The sequence below is a fragment of the Kribbella speibonae genome, from assembly GCF_004331375.1.
Lineage (GTDB): Bacteria > Actinomycetota > Actinomycetes > Propionibacteriales > Kribbellaceae > Kribbella > Kribbella sindirgiensis.
Genome location: NZ_SJKC01000003.1, coordinates 1,425,325 through 1,444,053 on the forward strand (window position 1 = coordinate 1,425,325; position 18,729 = coordinate 1,444,053).

At 64.7% G+C, this 18,729-nt stretch carries 16 protein-coding genes; 8 read left to right on the forward strand and 8 right to left on the reverse strand.

All coding sequences use genetic code 11. The annotated features are described in order from the left end of the window. Window positions 1–154: 154 nt before the first annotated feature. Together E0H92_RS27935 and E0H92_RS27940 are read right to left on the reverse strand one after the other, a co-directional pair. Window positions 155–577 carry a Zn-ribbon domain-containing OB-fold protein gene (locus E0H92_RS27935; RefSeq protein WP_131498287.1) on the reverse strand — a complete coding sequence of 141 codons (423 nt, stop codon included), beginning with the start codon at window positions 575–577 and terminating at the stop codon, window positions 155–157. A gap of 1 nt (window position 578) precedes the next feature. Next, window positions 579–1,706 (reverse strand): thiolase C-terminal domain-containing protein, encoded by a 1,128-nt coding sequence (locus tag E0H92_RS27940; RefSeq protein ID WP_202873853.1) that lies wholly within the window; start codon window positions 1,704–1,706, stop codon window positions 579–581. 545 nt (window positions 1,707–2,251) lie between these two features. On the opposite strand from E0H92_RS27940, the gene E0H92_RS27945 reads away from it, so the two are divergent. Then, window positions 2,252–3,526, forward strand: coding sequence for a flavin monoamine oxidase family protein (locus E0H92_RS27945; protein ID WP_165550063.1), 1,275 nt, complete (start codon window positions 2,252–2,254; stop codon window positions 3,524–3,526). A 154-nt stretch (window positions 3,527–3,680) separates the two neighbouring features. Here the strand turns inward: E0H92_RS27945 and E0H92_RS27950 are convergent, their stop codons facing one another. Further along, the gene (locus E0H92_RS27950; protein ID WP_131498290.1) at window positions 3,681–4,046 is read right to left on the reverse strand and encodes a cupin domain-containing protein; all 366 of its coding nucleotides are present in this window, start codon (window positions 4,044–4,046) and stop codon (window positions 3,681–3,683) included. Window positions 4,047–4,416: 370 nt separating this feature from the next. Here E0H92_RS27950 and E0H92_RS27955 point away from each other — a divergent pair, with 370 nt between their 5' ends. Next, window positions 4,417–4,833 (forward strand): hotdog family protein, encoded by a 417-nt coding sequence (locus E0H92_RS27955; RefSeq protein WP_165550066.1) that lies wholly within the window; start codon window positions 4,417–4,419, stop codon window positions 4,831–4,833. Window positions 4,834–5,033: 200 nt separating this feature from the next. On the opposite strand, the gene E0H92_RS27960 is transcribed toward E0H92_RS27955, so the two are convergent. Continuing rightward, complete coding sequence (locus E0H92_RS27960; RefSeq protein ID WP_131498292.1) at window positions 5,034–5,618, reverse strand: TetR/AcrR family transcriptional regulator; 585 nt, start codon at window positions 5,616–5,618, stop codon at window positions 5,034–5,036. 45 nt (window positions 5,619–5,663) lie between these two features. Then, a complete protein-coding gene (locus tag E0H92_RS27965; protein ID WP_131498293.1) occupies window positions 5,664–6,005 on the reverse strand; it encodes a hypothetical protein in 342 nt (113 codons plus the stop codon). A gap of 526 nt (window positions 6,006–6,531) precedes the next feature. On the opposite strand from E0H92_RS27965, the gene E0H92_RS27970 reads away from it, so the two are divergent. The 6 genes from E0H92_RS27970 (at window position 6,532) to E0H92_RS27995 (ending at window position 14,488) form a co-directional block, all read left to right on the forward strand. Further along, the gene (locus tag E0H92_RS27970) at window positions 6,532–8,097 is read left to right on the forward strand and encodes a long-chain-fatty-acid--CoA ligase (protein ID WP_131498294.1); all 1,566 of its coding nucleotides are present in this window, start codon (window positions 6,532–6,534) and stop codon (window positions 8,095–8,097) included. Between the two features lie 482 nt (window positions 8,098–8,579). Then, window positions 8,580–10,100: an ABC transporter substrate-binding protein gene (locus E0H92_RS27975; protein ID WP_165550067.1), complete on the forward strand. Its 1,521-nt coding sequence runs from the start codon at window positions 8,580–8,582 to the stop codon at window positions 10,098–10,100. A gap of 2 nt (window positions 10,101–10,102) precedes the next feature. Continuing rightward, entirely contained in the window at window positions 10,103–11,050 is a 948-nt protein-coding gene (locus E0H92_RS27980; protein ID WP_131498296.1) for an ABC transporter permease, read from the forward strand. Between the two features lie 2 nt (window positions 11,051–11,052). After that, complete coding sequence (locus E0H92_RS27985) at window positions 11,053–11,946, forward strand: ABC transporter permease (RefSeq protein ID WP_131498297.1); 894 nt, start codon at window positions 11,053–11,055, stop codon at window positions 11,944–11,946. After that, on the forward strand, window positions 11,939–13,720 hold the full coding sequence (locus E0H92_RS27990; protein WP_131498298.1) for an ABC transporter ATP-binding protein: 1,782 nt from the start codon (window positions 11,939–11,941) through the stop codon (window positions 13,718–13,720). The genes E0H92_RS27985 and E0H92_RS27990 overlap by 8 nt, the downstream gene beginning before the upstream one ends. Before the next feature lie 132 nt (window positions 13,721–13,852). Continuing rightward, window positions 13,853–14,488, forward strand: a complete 636-nt coding sequence (locus E0H92_RS27995) for a TetR/AcrR family transcriptional regulator (protein WP_131498299.1) — start codon at window positions 13,853–13,855, stop codon at window positions 14,486–14,488. Between the two features lie 386 nt (window positions 14,489–14,874). On the opposite strand, the gene E0H92_RS45820 is transcribed toward E0H92_RS27995, so the two are convergent. The 3 genes from E0H92_RS45820 to E0H92_RS28010 all read right to left on the reverse strand — a co-directional run bounded on the left by E0H92_RS45820 (window position 14,875) and on the right by E0H92_RS28010 (window position 18,684). Then, window positions 14,875–15,114 carry an acyl-CoA thioesterase family protein gene (locus E0H92_RS45820; protein WP_165550068.1) on the reverse strand — a complete coding sequence of 80 codons (240 nt, stop codon included), beginning with the start codon at window positions 15,112–15,114 and terminating at the stop codon, window positions 14,875–14,877. A 164-nt stretch (window positions 15,115–15,278) separates the two neighbouring features. Then, the gene (locus E0H92_RS28005) at window positions 15,279–16,319 is read right to left on the reverse strand and encodes a LacI family DNA-binding transcriptional regulator (RefSeq protein ID WP_131498300.1); all 1,041 of its coding nucleotides are present in this window, start codon (window positions 16,317–16,319) and stop codon (window positions 15,279–15,281) included. 67 nt (window positions 16,320–16,386) lie between these two features. Further along, a complete protein-coding gene (locus E0H92_RS28010) occupies window positions 16,387–18,684 on the reverse strand; it encodes an alpha-L-rhamnosidase (protein WP_131498301.1) in 2,298 nt (765 codons plus the stop codon). Window positions 18,685–18,729: the final 45 nt, after the last annotated feature.

The window sequence follows — 18,729 nt, forward strand, 5'->3', positions numbered from 1 at the left end:
GGAACCGCGACACCCCGACAACATCTGACCCCACCCTGACTAACGAGACACCCTCCAGCCGACGCCGGCTCCGGAGCCCGCGCGGGTGACCATCACCACGCGGCCTTCGAGTTGGGCGCAGCTAATCGCGGCTGCTCAAGATCGACGTAGTGCTTCACAAAGGGTTTACAGCTTCGATGAAGAACGGCATCACGGCACCTCCGTCTTCCAGCTTGCGAAAGACCACCTGGAGCGGCATGTCGCAGCGGACTCGCTCAGGTTCCACGTCGACCACGCGGGAGGTCATCCGGACCCCCTCCTCGAGATCGACAATGGCGAACACATACGGCACGTCGGCGGCGAACGCCTCACTCCACGTCCGGTGCACGACGCTGAAGGTATGCAGCGTTGCGCGACCCGAGACCTCGCGCCAGCCCACGTCCGAGCCGAAACATCGAACGCAGTGCCCGCGAGGGTAGAACTGAAGCGCGTGACAGTCCCCGCACGCCTGGACGAGCAGCCGCCCGTCCGCGGCCGCCTCCCAGAACTCTGCCGTGCGGCTGTCGGGCCACGGAACCGGTCGAGAAGGGGCGGTCATCTCAAACTCCCAGGATCATCGTCGCGGTCGCAGAAAGCGCACCACCCGTACCGTTGACGAGGCAGGTGCGAGGCGCGTCGAGCTGAACGCCGGGGGACTCGCCCCGCAGTTGACGAACGGCCTCGACAACGGCGAGCGCGCCCCGGCGCCCGGGGTGGTTCGACGACATCCCTCCGCCGTCGGTGTTGATCGGCAGGCTCCCAGTCGGGGCGATCTCTCCGCCCTCGACAAACGGGCCACCTTCGCCCCGCTTGCAAAAGCCGAGGCTCTCCAGCGTCAGGAGTACGGTCGGTGTGAATGAGTCGTAGATCTGGGCGCAGTCAATGTCGCCCGGGCTCATGCCGGCGGTGGCGAATGCGTCGGCGCCGGAGCGCGTTGCGGACGTTTCGGTGAAGTCATCCATCTGATTCATCTGGATCTGGCCGATCGCCTCGCCCCAGCCGAGGAGGTAGACCGGCTTGCGCGAGAGGCGCTCGGCCCGCCGTTTCGATGCGAGCACGAATGCACCGCCGGAGTCGGAGACCACACAACAGTCCAATCGGTGCAGAGGACTTGCGATCAGCGGTGAGTTGACGACATCCTCGACGGTGAGTGGGTCGCGATACATCGCGTCCGGGTTCGATGCTGCGTTCGCGCGGCATTGGACGGCGATTGCGGCCAGTTGCTCGGGGGTCGTGCCGTACATGTGCATGTGTCGCTGCGCGGCGAGCGCGTAAGAGGCGACCAGGGTCGGACCGAATGGAATCTCGAACTGGCTCGGGCCCCAGGTGTTCGCATAGTCGGACTCGGGGATCTCGCTCGAGCGGCCGAGGGCGGCGTACGTCACGACGACGACATCGACCAGTCCCGCCGCGATGGCCATTGCTGCGTGTCCTGCGTGGGAGATGAACGCCGGGCCGCCGGTGTCGGTCGAGTCGTACCAGCGTGGCCGTATGCCGAGGTACTCGGCCAGGTCGATGATCTCGAGCTGTCCTCCACCTTCTGAGCCGAAGGTGGCCGCGGTGCAGAGGCCGTCAACATCGCCCGGCTCAAGGCCGGCGTCTGCGAGCGCGCCGCGCACGCACTCGGCCTGAATCTCGTACGGATGCATGCCGGGTGCCTTGCGCCTGGGCGACTCGTAGGCGCCCACGACCGCAACCTCACCGGTTGGGAATCCCTGCATCAGACCTGCACCCCCACAGTGATCGACGCCGGCGGGCTGCCGGCAAGAGACGCGGTCATCACGACATCGCTTCGTAGCCTGCGAGTTGACACCTCGACGAACTGCTCCCGGCCTAGCTTGGGAATCTCGGCGAATCGGCATCTGCGGACGGAATTCATTCGGCTCCTCAATGAACTACCTAAGCTTGCCGACCAAGAACGTCCGAGCGTCGAGTCGTAGACGGAAATATAACGTCTAGCACATCTTGGTGATGCGCGGGCGGCGAAGCGGCACTGTCCACCTTGATTTTGATGAAGCGAGTGTTATATATTGCGCAGGAGGTTGTCAAGACCTGCATCTTTACCGGGAGTCAAGGGCCAGGAGCTGGCCCGACCTGGCATTGGTCTGTGTGAGGGGCGGCGCGAAGCGGTCGACCCGCTTGCAGCCGCGGCCGACAAGGCGGTAGCTCATTTAAGCCGGTGGCCCTTTGAAGTGTCGGGTCCGCCCGTGATCAGCTTCAGAAGGAGGTTGTGGTGGATTGCGACGCAGTCGTGGTTGGTGGTGGCTTTGCCGGGGTGACGGCGGCGAGAGAGCTGGCGAGTAGGGGCCTCAGTACCATTCTGCTGGAGGCGCGAGACCGCCTCGGGGGACGAACGTGGTTGGTGGACTTCGCTGGGCGCAGTGTCGAGTTGGGCGGCACGTGGATCCATTGGAGCCAGCCTCACGTCTGGGCCGAGATGACGCGTTACGGCCTGGCGATCGAGGAAGACGTCTTGACCTTCGATGCCGGCCTGTTGGGGAGTCCACCTCGTCGTTATCCCCCCGACGAGGCCTTTGCGAAGGTGGCTGGCGTCTTCAACCGGTATGCGACGGCCGCCGACCGTTCGGCGCTGCCGCGGCCCTATGATCCGCTGTACGACGCCGCAGCACTCGAGATCGATCAGCTCTCGATGGAGGACCGCCTGGACGAGCTGGGGATCTCGGAGGCCGACCGGGTGTGGGTCAGCGGCCTGCTGTATTCAATGGCCGGCTCACCTCTCAACGAGTCCGGGCTGATGCCGGTCCTGCGGTGGATGGCGCTGGGCGGCTGGGGGGACATGGACAGGACGTTCGGGGGATACCGTCCGGTCGGCGGCACGCCCGCCATCCTCCAGGCGATGCTGTCCGACGGACGGGTAGACGTGCGACTGTCGTCTCCGGCGCGCGCCGTCGAGGTTTCCGACGACGGAGTGCGGGTGACGACGCGTTCTGGCGAGACGATCGCCGCCCGGCTCGGAGTGATGGCTGCCCCGGTCAACGTCTGGCCGACAATCGAGTTCAGCCCGGCTCTGCCGCCGAGCCATCGCAACGCGGGAAAAGAGGGCATGGGGAAGCCCCACTACGACAAGGTGTTCATTCACGTTCGCGGCGACATCGGGCGAGTCTTCGCGGAGTTGCCGGCACCCGAGCCGCTCAACTACTTTCTCACGGAGAAGTACGACGGAGACACACAGATCATTGTCGGCACCAATCAAAACCCTTCGCTGGACATCAGTGACAAGCAGCAAGTCGCCGAGACGATCCGCCGCCACGTCCCCGAGATCGACGAGGTGCTCGACGTCCGTGGCCATGCGTGGGCGGCCGATGAGTACTCCCGCGGCGGCAATACGTTCCACCGACCCGGACAGTTGCGATACCTCGCCGACCTGCAGAAACCGCTAGGTCGACTTGCCTTTGCAGGTGCCGACATAGCAACCGGATACTTCGGGCACATCGACGGCGCCATCGAGTCCGGACTGCGCGCGGCACGCGTCTTGTCTGTGAGATGAGCCGGCGCGCGAGCGCTGAGCTGTAGTTCAGCCGTTGGTGCGGTCATTCTCAGCGACCGGCACCGACGGCTGAGCGGGCGCCTGGTGGTCGCTGTCCGGCCGCAAACCCGCGGGTACAGTTTGCGCCAACGACTCGAGCGGCTGGAACTCTGACTTACGAGTAAGCCGGCCCGAACACGATGACCGCCTCCTGAGGGCCTTCGACGACGCGATAACGGTAGCCGCATCCTTGTGGGACGAAGATCGCCATTCCTGCCGACACCCTCGTCGCCTCCGAGCCCTCCCACTCAATCTCGCCGACGCCACTGACGATGAAGATCAGCTCGTCATGTTCGGGGTAGTCGGACTCGTACTCCTCGGTCGTCTCCTCGGTTACGGTGAAGTTGAGGGACACTCGCTCCGACCCCATGTCGCGCCGGATAAGGCGTTTGCTCCTCATCGCACCGGTATCGCCGAGGATGACGGGTGTCACGTTTCCGGCGCTGACGATCTGAATCTCGGGACTAGGGCTACTGCTCATGCGTTATCTCCGATTGTGTTCGTTGCCCGCACTGAAAGTCGCTGCTTGGGCAGTGGTCCTAGCGAGGCCCGCACGTCCAGGACCGCGGGCCCTGACGCACTCATGACGACGGGCTTGAAAGTGCCGACGTCCTGCCCGAGGCTGTCACTTGCTCGTTCAAGTCTCCACCTGAGAGCCGTCGTCATGCGCCGAACAAGCGAGCGCCGTCGTACACCAAATTTTATGTTATGGTTGTTATATATTGCAAGCGATCCGGACGGTACCACCAGGCGACCCGCGAGGCTGCCGGCCGAGTATGCCGAACGGTGTACCCCCTGTCGACCGGCAAGGCGCAGTCGAGAATCGATAGCACTCCCGAGAGGCGATGAACATGACACAAATTGCGGAGCCGGACAGCGATCTCCTGCTCACTGCCCTCGGCATCACGCCGCTCAAGGAGCCCGATGGCGACATCCTCGGATATCTCGACCCCACTGCGGTGGCACAGGGCAGCAGCGAGGATTCGTTCGTTCAAGGCGGCGCGCTCGGAACGTGCGTCGAGATATTCGGCTATCGGGCGGTGGAGCTCGAGGCGCACCGCAAGGGCTTTCACGGGACGGAGTGGTGGCCGGTTTCGTTTCAGGTCGAGCTGCTGCGCGTCGCGGCGGCGCAGCGCTACGCGATCCGCGGAACAGCCGAGCGGATCGGCAAGCGGCACGCGTTCGCGCGCGTCGAGATAGCGCCGGCCGACGGTGGCCCTGCCGTCACGACAGGGACAGTCCTGCTGATCAACGCCGCGGATTCCTGATTGTGCGTGCCGGCGCTACTGCCACGGCGCCGCGTCGGCGAACGGGGTTTCTACGGGGTTAGCAGGAGGAGCGCCCCGACCTCCATGGGACACCAGGCGCCATCCATGCAGCTGTATGGTCGAGCCCTACCACGAACCGCGGCTCCAACCCGCATACGGACTCTGGTGGTTTAGAACAGGACTGCGCGAGCTCGATGGAGTCACTTACCGCCCAGCCCGAGCAGGGACAGCTGTATCTCGAGAGCTTTCAGCTGACGGCGCCGTGGCCACGCTGAGGGGCTCTCCACCACCGACAGCGAGATTCCATCGAGCGTCAACGTGAGAATCTCGACGGCGTCCTCGAGGTTCTCCTTGGCGATCAAGGGCTGAAGGTGCTTGCGCACGACGCTGCGGGTATGCCGATCCCACTGCCTGAGCATGGCCTGCGTATCACTGTCGTGGTAGTGGTTGGCGAGGAGGTTGAGCCGAACCCGCTCCTCCCGCAGGCCCTCCGGACTGACCGGCACCAACCATTCGAGCAAGATGCGCAATCGCTTCTGGGGATCGTTGACACCCGTCTCCAGCGCCTCGAGATCCTCTCTCCACCGATTGAGCGAAAACACGACGAGGTCGTCGACCAGAGCCTGTCGAGATGCGTAGTAGTGGGTGACCAGTGTCGCCGATCCCCCCATCCTGGTCGCCACGGATCGGAACGAAATGCCGGCCAGCCCTTCGTCCTGCAGGACCCTGTAGGCGGCAGCGAGAATTTCCTCCCGACGGAGTGCAGCATCGACTTGCTTTGGCATCTGGCGGCCTTTCTAAGCTCGAACTCCCTCCCGAATTGTAGAGGGTTACGTTGTGCCGCTGGCCGGTTGGACAGCGGCGCCTTTCTCGAAGTCGGTTGGCGGTGGCAATGCGGCTGGCGGCTCTGCAGGCTCTGGCGACGCGTCGGCGACGGTGTTCACACTCAGCGACCAGCCCGCCTCGACCAATGTCACGGTGGATACGCGGCGAGCAGGAGATGCGCCCGAACACATCGAACGGCTCGCGCATCGTCGCGTCCACCGTGCCATCGCGACGGCGTCACCGGCCCGCCACTTGTGCAACCACGAGACGCTCGCCCCGAGGATCGCGCAGCACGACGTGTACGGCACGAGGAAGAAGGTCCTCTGGTCGGCGATGAAGCGTGCCATGCTCACTTCATCGCCTCCTTCACCCACAGGACCACCTGGCCCTTGATGATATCGCACTCCATTCACAACAAGGCGACCTCGCCGCCACGTAGGCCGTTTCAGTTCGGCCGTGGCATTGCGGTCCAGGTCCGCCAGTCCATCGCCCCGCTCGGGCGTCAGATTCTTACAGCACCACTGCGATCTTGCCGCGCATCGAGCCGCGTGCCGGTCCCGCAGTGCACTGATCCGCTCGGGGCACGAGGTCCCGTGCCATGCCCGCTCAGCACGGCGACGGCGCGACGGTTGACCGCGTCATACGCCTGTTATATAATGAGCGCTTCACAACAATGTGGCTCCCGCTGCCGACGTGTACTACAGGTGAGTAGCCCATGACCTCACCTCGTGACGCGGCCAAGCAGTAGGTCGGGCCGATCATCAACGATGAGCACCGCGGGGCGCTTGAGTATGGCCCCTGTCCGGACGGACGCTGATCGCCTGATGGCGAGCGGACGTCGCCGTCCGCGTCTCTGGAGGGACGGGAGCAACGATGAATCTCGGGTCGATCGCGCGCGACGGAGCCAAGCGGTTCCCCGAGCGGGAGGCCGTGCGCCTCGGAACGAGAGTACTGAGCTACGCAGACCTCGACGAGCAGACGGCACGCTTCGCGGCTCTTCTCCGTGAGCGAGGCATGCGGCCCGGTGACCGGGTTGGCGTGATGCTGCCGAACGTGGTCGAGTTCCCGCTCGCCTACTATGCGATCCTGCGGGCGGGCGGCATAGTCGTGCCGATGAACGTGCTCCTCAAGCGGCGCGAGATTGGTTTCTACCTCAGAGATTCTGGCGCCGAGGTTCTGCTTGCCTGGCATGGCTTCGAGGCTGAGGCACGGGCAGGCGCCGAAGACGCTCGGGCCGAGCTGATCCCGGTGGAACCGGCCGACCTTGCGGATTCGCTTGCAGGTGTGCCGCCGATGGCGGACGTCGCGGAGGTTGGTGACGATGACACGGCGGTGATTCTCTACACCTCAGGCACCACCGGCAAGCCGAAGGGCGCCGAGCTCACCCATCGGAGCGTGCTGCGCAACTCAGAGGTGGTTGCCATGACCGCGACCGACGTCCGCGAGGGTGACGTGATCCTCGGAGCTCTGCCCTTGTTCCACATCTTCGGCCAGACGGTCGGCATGAACGCCTCGCTGGCCGCCGGCGCGACCTTGGTCCTGCTTCCAAAGTTCGACCCCGAGGCGACACTAGCGGCGATCGAGGCCAATCGGATGACGCACTTCTATGGCGTCCCGACGATGTTTGGTGCGCTGTTGCACTACCCCGGTCGGGAGCGCTATGACACCTCGACGCTGCGGATCTGCGTCACCGGCGGTGCCTCGATGCCTGTCGAGGTGCTGCATGGCTTTGAGCGGGCCTTTTCCTGCGAAGTCCTGGAGGGCTACGGTCTCTCGGAGACCTCGCCGGTCGTGACCACCAACCACGCCGGTCGCGAACGGCGCGCAGGCTCGGTTGGGACGCCGATCGACGGGGTCGAGGTACGAGTCGTCGATGACGGCGACCAACCGCTGCCGGCGGGCGAGGTCGGCGAGATCGTGGTTCGCGGTCACAACGTGATGAAGGGCTACTGGAGGCGACCGGAGGCGACCGCGCGGGCGATCCGCGGTGGCTGGTTCCACACCGGCGACCTCGGAAGGACTGACCAGGACGGCTACTTCTACATCGTCGACCGCAAGAAGGAGTTGATCATCCGCGGCGGTTACAACGTCTATCCACGCGAGGTCGAGGAGGTGCTCTACGAGCATCCCCAGATCCGCGAGGCCGCCGTTATCGGCATCCCCGATGAGCAGTGGGGCGAGGAGATCGGTGCCGCCGTCGTCCTGCATGAGGGGGAGCGGCTGGAGGCGAAGGAGGTGAGCAGCTACGTGAAGGAGCGGATCGCCGCCTACAAGTATCCGCGGATCGTCTGGTTCGTTGACGAGCTGCCGAAGGGGCCGACTGGCAAGATTCTCAAACGCGAGATTGAGTGGCCGGACTCGGCTGCGCGCTTGGCGGAACCTTCGAGGCAGGACCTCGCTACTCGAGATAGAACTGCCGATCTGCGGGGAGAGCGCTAGCTTGCTCGCAGAGTGGCAGTTCAATGCCGGCCAGCGTGATCGGCGCTCGGCTTGTCTGCCGGACGAAGGTGCTGCCACCGCGTGATTCTTCGAGTGAACCTGCATCGCGCCAAGGCCCAGCCTCGAGTCTCTTGGCGCCGGGCACACCCCGTTGAGACCCCAGCATGGGCGTCGGCCGGCGCCACTGCGGTTGGCGCGCTTCACACGGCCACGCGCCCATACGGGCGGGGTGCCGCGCTCCTAGCACAGAACCATTGACAGCCTTGTACCCGCCCATTAACGTTCCCCCAACGGGCGTTATACAACAACAGGTTCAGATCCGGGGCATAGGTCAGAGGCGGTCGTCGAGACGAACCCGGGGGATTGTCTGTCGAATCATTCCCGATCACGATGTGAGGTTTGCCGTGGTGAGTTCGTCACAGGATCCGTCAGGGTTGTTGTCATGTGAGTCGGCCGTGATGACTCGACGAGGCTTCGTCGGAATGGCGGCACTCGCTGTGGGCTCGATGTCGGTTCTCGGCGCCTGCAGCGGATCGCCGGCGTCTGCTCCTGGACAGTCGAGAGGAACGCCGAAAAAGGGTGGCGTTCTGAAGCTCGGGTCGACCGGGGGCGGGGCGAGCGAGTCCCTCGATCCCGGCAAGCTCTTCAACAACATTGACTACACGCGCGTCGAGCAAATCTATGACACGGCCTATATCCAGGACGCTGAGGGCCGGACGATCCCATGGCTCGTCAAGGAGGCAGAACCCAAGGCGACCGAGTGGAAGCTGCGGATCCGCGAAGGGGTGACCTTCCATGACGGGTCACCGCTGACTGCGGCTGATGTGGCGTGGACGTACAACTGGAACCTGGATGTCGCGAACGGTGCCTACGGTCGTGGCATCCTGCTCGGCGGGCGGGTGAAGTCGGCGAGGGCGCTGGACAAGACCACGGTTGTGGTCGAGTTGAGTGCGCCCAACTTCCTGCTCGATCAGACGCTCTCACAGATTCAGCTGTGTATCTTCCAGGACGGTACCCACCCGGGTGCTAGCGGGAAGTTCATTGGAACTGGGCCGTTCAAGCTAGATCGCTTCGCGGCCGGGCAGCGGGCGGTGTTCAGTGCCAACCGGAACTATTGGGGTGAGGGACCCTATCTGGATGGCTTGGAGATCGTGTCAGTCAGTGGTCCCGACGCGCTGGTGAACGCTGTCCGTTCCGGTCAGGTGGACGCTGTGTCCGACGTCGACTTTGCGCAGGTCGCGGCTTTCAAGAACAACCCTGAGTTCACTCTCTACGACAGCCTGTCGAGCAACTGTAATGCGCATGCGATGGACACGCAGACCGCGCCGTACAGCGATCCGCGGGTGCGCAAGGCGCTGCGTCTGCTGGTCGATCGCGAGCAGCAGTTGAGTAACGGGGTCAACGGTCAGGGTAAAGTCGCCAACGACTTGTTTTCGTGGTTTGACCCGTACTACGCCAAGGACCTGCCCCAGATCTCTTACGACCCCGATCAAGCCAAGTCACTCCTCAAGGCAGCCGGAATGGAATCAGCCACCTTCGAACTGCACACCACCAATGGTGTGCCCGGCGTGGTCGCCAGCGCGAACCTCCTGGCAGAGTCTGCGGGCCGGGCCGGGGTCAACCTCAAGGTGAAACAGGTTCCATATGACACCTACTACTCCACCAGTTACCTCAAGGTTCCGTTTTTTAGCACGCAACAGGGGGGTAACACTATTGCTCAGATGTTCAACAAGAATTTCACCCCCGGGGGACCGTATCCCGAAACTCACTGGGACAACGCCGAATGGTCGTCGCTGTACAACCGGGTGCTGGCGAGCGGTGATGAGGCGAAGCGCAAGAGCCTCATGGTCGATGCGCAACGGATCCTCCACGACGAGGGCGGCTACATCATCCCGGTGTTCACCAACCACTCCGACATAGCCCGCTCCAAGGTCGCCGGCCTCAAGTCCACGCCCTCTTCAGGTGCGCTGAGCGACTTCCGGTACACCTGGATCGAGGACTGACAATGCTGCGAACAATTCTGGTCCGTGTCCTCAGTGCTGTCGGCATTCTGCTTGTCGTTTCTGTGTTGGTGTTCTTCGGGATGGCGGCCATGCCCGGTGACGCCGCGCGGGCGGTTCTCGGTCGGCAGGCCACACCGGAGTTGCTGGCCCAGTTCCGGGCTGAGCACGGCCTGGACCGTCCCCTGTTGCAGCAATACGGCGACTGGTTCACCGGATTGCTCCACGGCGATTTCGGGGCCTCGCTGGTCTCAGGTGAGCCGGTCACCACTGTCTTGGGGATTCGATTCGGGTACACGCTCGCGCTGGCTGTGGGGACCGCCGCCATTCTGATCCCGTTGGCCCTGCTGCTCGGCATCTGGTCGGCGACACGGGCTACGAAGCCCACCGATCAGATCATCAGCCTGTCCACGCTGACCTTCATCTCAATGCCCGAGTTCGTCATCGGAGCCTTCCTGATTGCGCTGCTGGCCGTTGCCGTACGAGTCTTCCCGGCAACCTCACTGATCGATCCCTATCAGTCCGTTTTCGCACAGCTCAACAACCTGGCTCTCCCGGTGATCACGCTGGTCTTGACGTCTGCGGCGCAGGCGACCCGCATGATTCGGGCCACCATGATCGACGTTCTTCGGTCCGAGTTCGTCCAGATGGCCGAACTGAAGGGTGTGCCTCGACGCAGGATCCTGTTCAAGCACGCCTTGCCCAACGCGATGGGTCCGACCCTTCAGATCTTCGCGTTCACACTGGCATACCTCGTCGGCGGTGTGATCACCGTCGAGATTCTGTTCGGCTATCCCGGCCTCGGATCAGCTTTCGTCGACGCGGTGCGCATTCGTGATCTAACTACCGTCGAGGCGATGGTCATGTTAGGCACCGCGTTGTATGTCTTGCTCATTCTGGCCGCAGACATAGGCGCAATTATCCTCAATCCGCGATTGCGAAGGAGGGCTTAGGCATGGTCAGTTTTTCCGCAATCGGGCTGGGGGCCGTGAACGGACGGCCGGAGCCGGCTGTCGTGCAGTTCGTGCGCCGCATTCTCCGGTCCCGCACCGGGACCGCGGGAGTCGTCCTCTTCTTCTTTGTCGTGCTGGCGGCATTGTTCGGCTTCCTGATCCGTCCCCACGACCCGACAGCGGTCGTCGGTCTCCCGTACGAGCCGCCGAGTGGCGATGCCTGGCTGGGAACCGATCAACTTGGCCGAGATGTACTCAGCCGGGTGCTGTCCGGCGGAACGACGCTGCTGCTGTCCTCTCTGTTGGCGGCGTTCAGCGCCTACCTCGTGGGTGTCTCGATTGGTGTGTTCGCCGGCTACGCGGGCGGTCGTATCGATTTCGCGGTCATCGCCGTCATCGACATTCTTCTGTCGGTGCCTCCGCTCATCTTCATTTTCGTATTGCTCGCGGGCTCCGGGCCCAACTTCACTGTTGTCACCGTGGGAATCGCGGTTGTCCTGATGCCCGGAGTGGTGCGAATCGCGAGGGCCGCTGCCCGCGAGGTCGTCACCAACGAGTTCGTCGAGGCCGCGGTCGCCCGTGGCGAATCGTCGCGCTTCATCGTGTTGCGCGAGCTCCTTCCCAACCTTTGGACGCCGCTCATGGCCGACTTCGGTATCCGCATCTCCTACTCCGTCGGGATCTACGCGGGCCTCGCATTCCTCGGTTTCGGCCGCCAACCACCTGCCGCCGACTGGGGAACGATGATCAACGAGAACCGACTTGGCTTCTTCCAGAACCCGTGGGCAGTCGTCGCGTCGGCGGCCCTGATCGCCGCGCTGACCATCTCGGTGAACCTGGTAGGCGACGCCTATGCCAGAAGCCTCGGCCGGTCGGTGGGTGACGACTATGTCTAGCCATGAAAAATCGCCGGTGCTGCGCGTGCGCGGCCTGCGCATCGCGACCGATGCCGGGGCCGACATCGTCCAGGACCTCTCGTTCGAAATGTTTGCCGGCGAGGTCCTCGGACTCGTCGGAGAGTCGGGCTGTGGAAAGACCACGACAGCTCATGCGCTACTCGGAAAGGCACGGTCGGGAAGTCGCGTCGTCGCCGGGACAGTCGAGTTGGAAGGTGTCGACCTACTGAGTCTTAGTCCCGAGGGTCTCCGCAGAGTCCGTGGCGAGCGGATCTCCTACGTTCCCCAAGACCCCGCTGCCAGCCTCAATCCCCGGCAACGGATCGGGGCGCAGGTCGCCGAGGTGCTACGCGTCCATCACAGGATCGGCGACGCCACGCGCGAACGCATTTGCGAGACCTTCACCGAGGTCGGTCTTCCCAGTGACAAGGAGTTCCTGCGGCGGTATCCGTTCGAACTCTCCGGAGGACAACAGCAGCGGGTGGCGATCGGGATGGCGCTCATCGCTCGACCCGCCGTGGTGGTCTTGGACGAGCCAACCACTGGCCTGGACGTGACCACTCAAGCGCGGATCCTCGAGCTGCTCCGCAGCCTCAGCCGGGCGCACTCCACCGCGTTCGTCTACGTCAGCCACGACCTCGCCGTCGTCCAGTCACTCGTGGATTCCTTGTTGGTGATGTACGCCGGGGGCGCTGTCGAATACGCGGACGCAAAGGTGGCCTTCACCAACCCGCGTCACCCCTACACCCGCATGCTCATGCGCTCGATCCCCAGACTCCGGACCAGAGAGCCGCTGAGCGGGATCACGGGATCAGCGCCGGCGCCGGGGCACCGTCCGCCTGGATGCGCGTTCAGCCCGCGCTGCAGCCTGGCCGTTGACGCTTGCCGGACGGACGAGCCCGACTACGCCGAGCTGAGTCCTGGACATCTGGTGCGGTGCATTCGCCCTGACATACCGCTTCCGGCGCTGGAGCTCGTACTCAATGAGCCGACCGTAGCCGGTGACCGCGAGCCGCTACTGGGCGTTCGCGACCTCGTGGCGTCCTACGGCTCGCGCAATCATCGCGTGGTGGTTCTGCATGACGTCTCTCTGGAACTCGCGCCAGGCGAGTGCCTTGCGCTGGTGGGGGAGAGCGGCAGCGGCAAGAGCACACTCGGTCGCTGCATCGCCGGCCTGCACATTCCCGACGCTGGTGCGCTTCTACTGAGAGGGGAACCGTTGGGTGCGCATGCCGCCAAACGCTCACGCGAGCAGCGCCGAACGATCCAGATCGTGTTCCAGAACCCGGATCGGTCCTTGAACCCGCGGCATACGGTTGGCCAGATCCTGGCACGCCCCCTGGCGCTGTTCGGCACGGCCGACAAAGGCGCGCTACAAGGGCACATCAAAGAGCTTCTGGAGAAGGTTCGCCTGCCCCACACCTACATCAACCGGTATCCGGGCGAGCTCTCGGGCGGTGAGAAGCAGCGGGTGGCCATCGCTCGCGCCCTCGCCGCACAGCCGGACATGATTGTCTGCGATGAGGTGACCTCCGCCCTGGACGTGTCAGTCCAGGCGGCCGTGATGTCCTTGCTGGAGGAGCTGCGAGGCGACGGCTTGGCCTTGCTCTTCATCACGCACAATCTGGCTCTCGTCAACACCGTCACCGACCGCGTGCTGGTGATGAACCAGGGCCGGGTCGTCGAGGACGCCGCCACCGCCGACATCGTGTCGTCACCTCAGCACGCGTACACACAACAGCTGCTGGAGGCCGCCCCCGATCTAGCTACATAGACGCCCTCCTCGCGATGGCGGGTACTCTCACAGGGTGTCATACAACGGGCGTTGCGGAATGGTAGTAGTCTCCCATCGCACTGTGCACCGCTGCCGGAGAACGTCTGCCTCACAAGGGCTCGAGGAGGAAATGTGCCGCGCCAGGTCGATCATGTCCGCCGTCGGCGAGAGATCGTCGAGGCGACGCTCAATGTGCTGAGCGAAGCGGGAACGCGAGGACTCTCATTCCGGGCGGTCGCCAACGAGATGGGCGGTTCAACCACCCTGATCACCCACTACTTCCCGACGCAACGGGAGCTCCTGGACGAAGTTACGACGCAGGTGCTGGCCGGCTGGGACGACGACGTCAAGAAGCTCGACGCCCAGGAACAGACCCCGGCAGTCCGACTGCAGGCTCTCTTGCGTTGGCTGGTGCCGCTCACCGAGCAGGGCCTCAAGGAGGAGCGCAACCGAATTCACCTACTGGCCGGCCAACTGCTCGGTGAGGAGAACCGGGCGATCCTCCAAGCGACGGAGACGAAGATCCGAGAGTTGATTCGCAACCACGTGACCGGCTTGGTCCCGCCAGACGAGGTGGAGCGCACCGTCGAGCTGCTCCGGATTACCACGAACGGTCTGGTGCTCTCAGTGCTCGAGCACCCGGACCTGTGGCCGCCGGAGCGACAGATCGCGATCCTGGACTGGCTGACGGACTCGTTGGGCATCGCGCCTGCCGGGGCTCACAAGCCGCGCGGCCATGTCAAGGCAGGTGCAGTCAGCCGTTCGTGATGGCCGTCCGACCACTGGATACGACCTGGCTTCCTTCGTCGCGTTGGACCGTACCGATCTATCGGCGGTCGGAGCGAGCAGGTCGTGGACCCTCGCCGCCGCTCGCTCGAGGCTATCGAACCGTCGAACGTGCCGCGAGACAGGGGCGCCTTCGATACCTCCGCCAGCGACTGCGGGGCGGCCGAACAGGGTGCCCATAATCTGAAGCGGTGGTAGATGCCGCCGGCGAGACCCCGACCTCCACGGCGACGTCGGTGACGCTGGTAGCCGTCCTGGCTCGACCATCGTTGGCTCCTCCCGAGTCGCGCAAGTCAGATGACGCACCTACATCTTGGCCTGGCCAGCTCGGGCATTTCTCCCCGGCCTGTGATCGGCGATCGGGATGGTCACGGGTAGTTCTGACACTGCTGCCGCCACCGCGGGTGGTACAGCGCTTGGTCGGCGGGATGACGATCGGCGTACACGTGGACGAAGCGGCCGACGACATGCGGCCGATCGCCCCCGCGGGGAAAGGCTGCGAGTTGATACCTCACACTGGATCGGCCCAGCCGGATCATGACGATTCCGATCTCCAGCGCGCTCGGGAATGAAGTCGGCCTGAGATATCGGCAGGAGGAGGCGACCACAAGGCCGATCTCCAGACTTGTCTGTGCTCAGAAACACCACCGTCAGCCGGACGCCGTCCACGCCGTACGGCTCGAAGCCGAAGCGCAGCTCGGGCTCACGGGCACATCGGGGGCGCCATCGAAGGCTGCCTCGGACCAGCCGTAGCTGTGGTCCGAGGCGCGGTTCAGATTGGGCCGGTGGTACGTCGTACGACGAGGCGTGGGGTGAGTACTTCGTTGCGCGCTTCTGAGCGGCCGTGGATGCGCTCCAGCAGGAGCTGTCCCGCGGTCGCTCCCATCTCGTGGCCGGCTTGATCGACACTCGTCAGGGAGATCGGTGTCAGGGCACCGGTCGGGGAGTTGTCGTAACCGACGACCGACAGTTCGTCGGGAATGCGGACGCCGTCCTCCCAGCAGGTGGCAAGGACGCCGAGCGCGGCGACGTCCGCGCCGGCGAAGATCGCTGTCGGCCTCGGATAGGACTCCAGGAGGTGCCGGCCGACTGCGCGTCCTCCTTCGTGGCTCCAGTCGCCTTCGATGAAGGTCACTTCCTGGGTGAGGCTGCGGCGGGTCATTGCCTCTTCGTAACCGCGTCCGCGAGCCACTTCTGGCAGGTTGACCAGGTTGGAGGGATGCCGGTTCGCCAGGAAGGCTATGTGCCGGTGTCCGAGGGCGACCAGGTAGTCGACTACGAGTTCAGCGCCGAGTTGGTCGTCGTCGGAGACGGTGTCGTAGTGCTGTGACGGTCCGTGGGGACCGATGACGACGGTGGGGATCTGTCTGCCGATCTCCTCGAGGTGCTCCTCGTGGCTGCGCGGGGCGATGAGCACCAATCCGTCCATCTGGTGGTCGATCAGTGAATCGATCACGGCCTCCTGCGAGGTCTCCCCGCTGGTGGCCGGAGCGATCAGCAGCTCGTACTTCTGTGTCGCGAACACTTCGCTCAGGCCTCTGACCAGGACGCCGAAGAACGGGTTGTCGATGTCGGAGAGCATGACTCCGACGGTGAAGGTGCTGCCTCGCATGCCGCGGGCCAGGCGGTGTGGCCGGTAGGAGAGGGCCTGCATCGATGCTTCGACCCGCGCACGCATCCCGGGGCTGACGCCCTGCACGCCACGGAGCACCTTCGATGCGGAGGCGGTGGACACGCCGGCGTGCTGGGCGACGTCGACGATGGTGGCACGCTTGGCCGGCCGGCCAGCATCATGCGAGGTCTCAGCAGCCACGACGCACCTTCCTCTCGCGTGAGCGTATCGATCCGGCTGGATGTTTCCTGCATCTTAGAAGCATTGCTCAGGCCCTCCCGTGAATCTCCTGACGACGTGTTGCACCGGGTAGCTCGGATGCCGGGTAGGGAAACCGCAAAGCGTGGGTACCGGCGCCGCATTCCATCGGGGCGCTGCCCTCGATGTCGACGACTGCAGTGGTGCCCACGGGAATCACGATCTCGACGACGAGCGTTTCGCCCTCGATCCGCCAGTCCACCGAGGCGGGGCCGTACGGCGTCAGGTGGGTCGCACCAGCGTCGCGGAGCGGCCCGCGCGGCCGGGGAGCGATGCGGATCCGGCGATAACCAGGAGCGTCGCGGGCGAGGCCGGCCACCGTCGAGTGCAGCCAGTCGGCGACGGCTCCGAGCGCGTAGTGGTTGAACGACGTCATCTCGCCGGGGTTGATCGAGCCGTCGGGCAGCATGCTGTCCCAGCGCTCCCAGATGGTGGTGGCGCCCATCGACACCGCGTACAGCCAGGATGGGCAATCGTGTTGAAGAAGCAGTTCGTAGGCGTCGTCGATCGCTGCCGCGCTGGTGAGTGCCTGCAAGATCAACGGGGTGCCCACGAAGCCGGTTCCGATCCGGTGACCTGCCTCGCGGACCATCTGCACGAGTCGCTCCGACACCCCGGCCCGCCGTCGGTCGTCGTTAGCCAGGTCCAGGCACAGCACGATCGCGTACGCGGTCTGGGAATGGCTGGTGCAGTGCCCGTCGTCGCTCAGGAACCTTTGCCGGAAAGCGTCGGCAACCTCTGCCGCCAGTTTCGCGTAACGACGTTCGTCGTCGGGCCGGCCGAGGACGGCGGCGGCCCGCGAGAGCAGCCGGGCCGAGTTCGCGAAATAGGCGGTGGCCACCAGGGCCGGTTCGGTCGCGCCGCCGGCCGGGTCGTCCGATGGCGCGACTGGATCGAGCCAGTCTCCGAACTGGAAGCCCCGGTCCCAGATCCGGGACGGGCCGACCTCGTTTTCGACGCCGTCGACCCAGAGGCGCATCAGTTCGTAGTGCTCCGCCAGGATCGCTCGGTCACCGGTGGCGTCGTACAGTGCGAACGGTACGAGCGTTGCGGCGTCTCCCCACACCGCTACGTGGCGGGCCGTGAACTGTGGATCGTCGGCGGCCGACGGTGGAAAAGGGACCTGCGGAACGAAGATCGGCAGCGAACCGTCCGGCCGCTGCTCGTGTGCGACGTCGATGAGCCAGCTGCGCAGCAGGTCGGTGCAGTCGTACAGGAAGGTTGCCGTCGGCGCGAAGACGGCGATGTCGCCGGTCCAGCCGAGCCGCTCGTCGCGTTGTGGGCAGTCAGTGGGGATGGAGACGAAGTTGCCGCGCATGCTGTTCACGACGTTCGCGTGCAGCTGGGCCAACTCAGGGTGCGACGTACGGAACCATCCGGTCCTGCCCATGTCTGAGTGCACCACCACGGCCTGCACCTGATCCGGCCGCGGCATTCCGCCGGGCCATCCGTCCACCTGCAGGTAGCGGAACCCGTGATAGGTGAACGACGGCTCCCAGGTCTCGGTTTCGGTGCCACCGAGGACGTAGCGGTCCGTGGCCGCAGCGCTGCGCAGCGGACGAACACCGAGTTCGCCGTCGTCGAGAACTTCGGCGAAGCGCAGCGTCACTTCGGTCCCGGCCGGCCCGCTGACCTGGATGCGGGCCCATCCGACGATGTTGCGGCCGAAGTCGACGATCACCTTGCCGGACGCCGTGGTGAAGATGCCGTGCGGCGGGAGTATCTCGGTGCGGCGTACGGCGGGACCGACACGTTGTTCGAGCCGCGTCACGTCGAAGTCCTGGAACGCAACCGGACGCCAAGGCCTGTCGTCGGCGGTGACGTGTTCCAGGCGCGCGTCGTGAGTTTCCCCGTCGTACAGATCGGCATGCAGGGTCGGGCCGGGACGCCATCGCCGGTCGGCGTCTGTCGCAATTGTGCTCAGAGAGCCGTCCTCGTACAGGATCTCGAGCTGAGCCCAGACGGCACGATCGGCGCCGTACACCGCGCGCTGGCCGAAGAAGCCCAGCCTACCGGCGTACCAACCGTCTGCTACCTGGGCTTCCAGCACGTTGTCTCCGGACCGCAAGAGTTCGGTGACGTCGTACGCGTCGTACACCAGCCGATGCTTATAACTCTGCCAGCCTGGCGCGAGGACGTCCTCGCCGACCGGTTGGGCGTTGAGCCACAGCCGTCCGATTCCGAGGTAGGTGACGAAGATCCTTGCCTGCAGAGGCGGGACCGTCAGGCGGAAGTGGCGACGTAACACGGGAACTGCCTGGCACGGCGCGTCGGGGACGATGAAGCGGGCGTTCCCGGCTGCGGGCATCAGGGAATGCGGAGACGCGGAGGGCGATGGGGAAGGTTGGGTGAG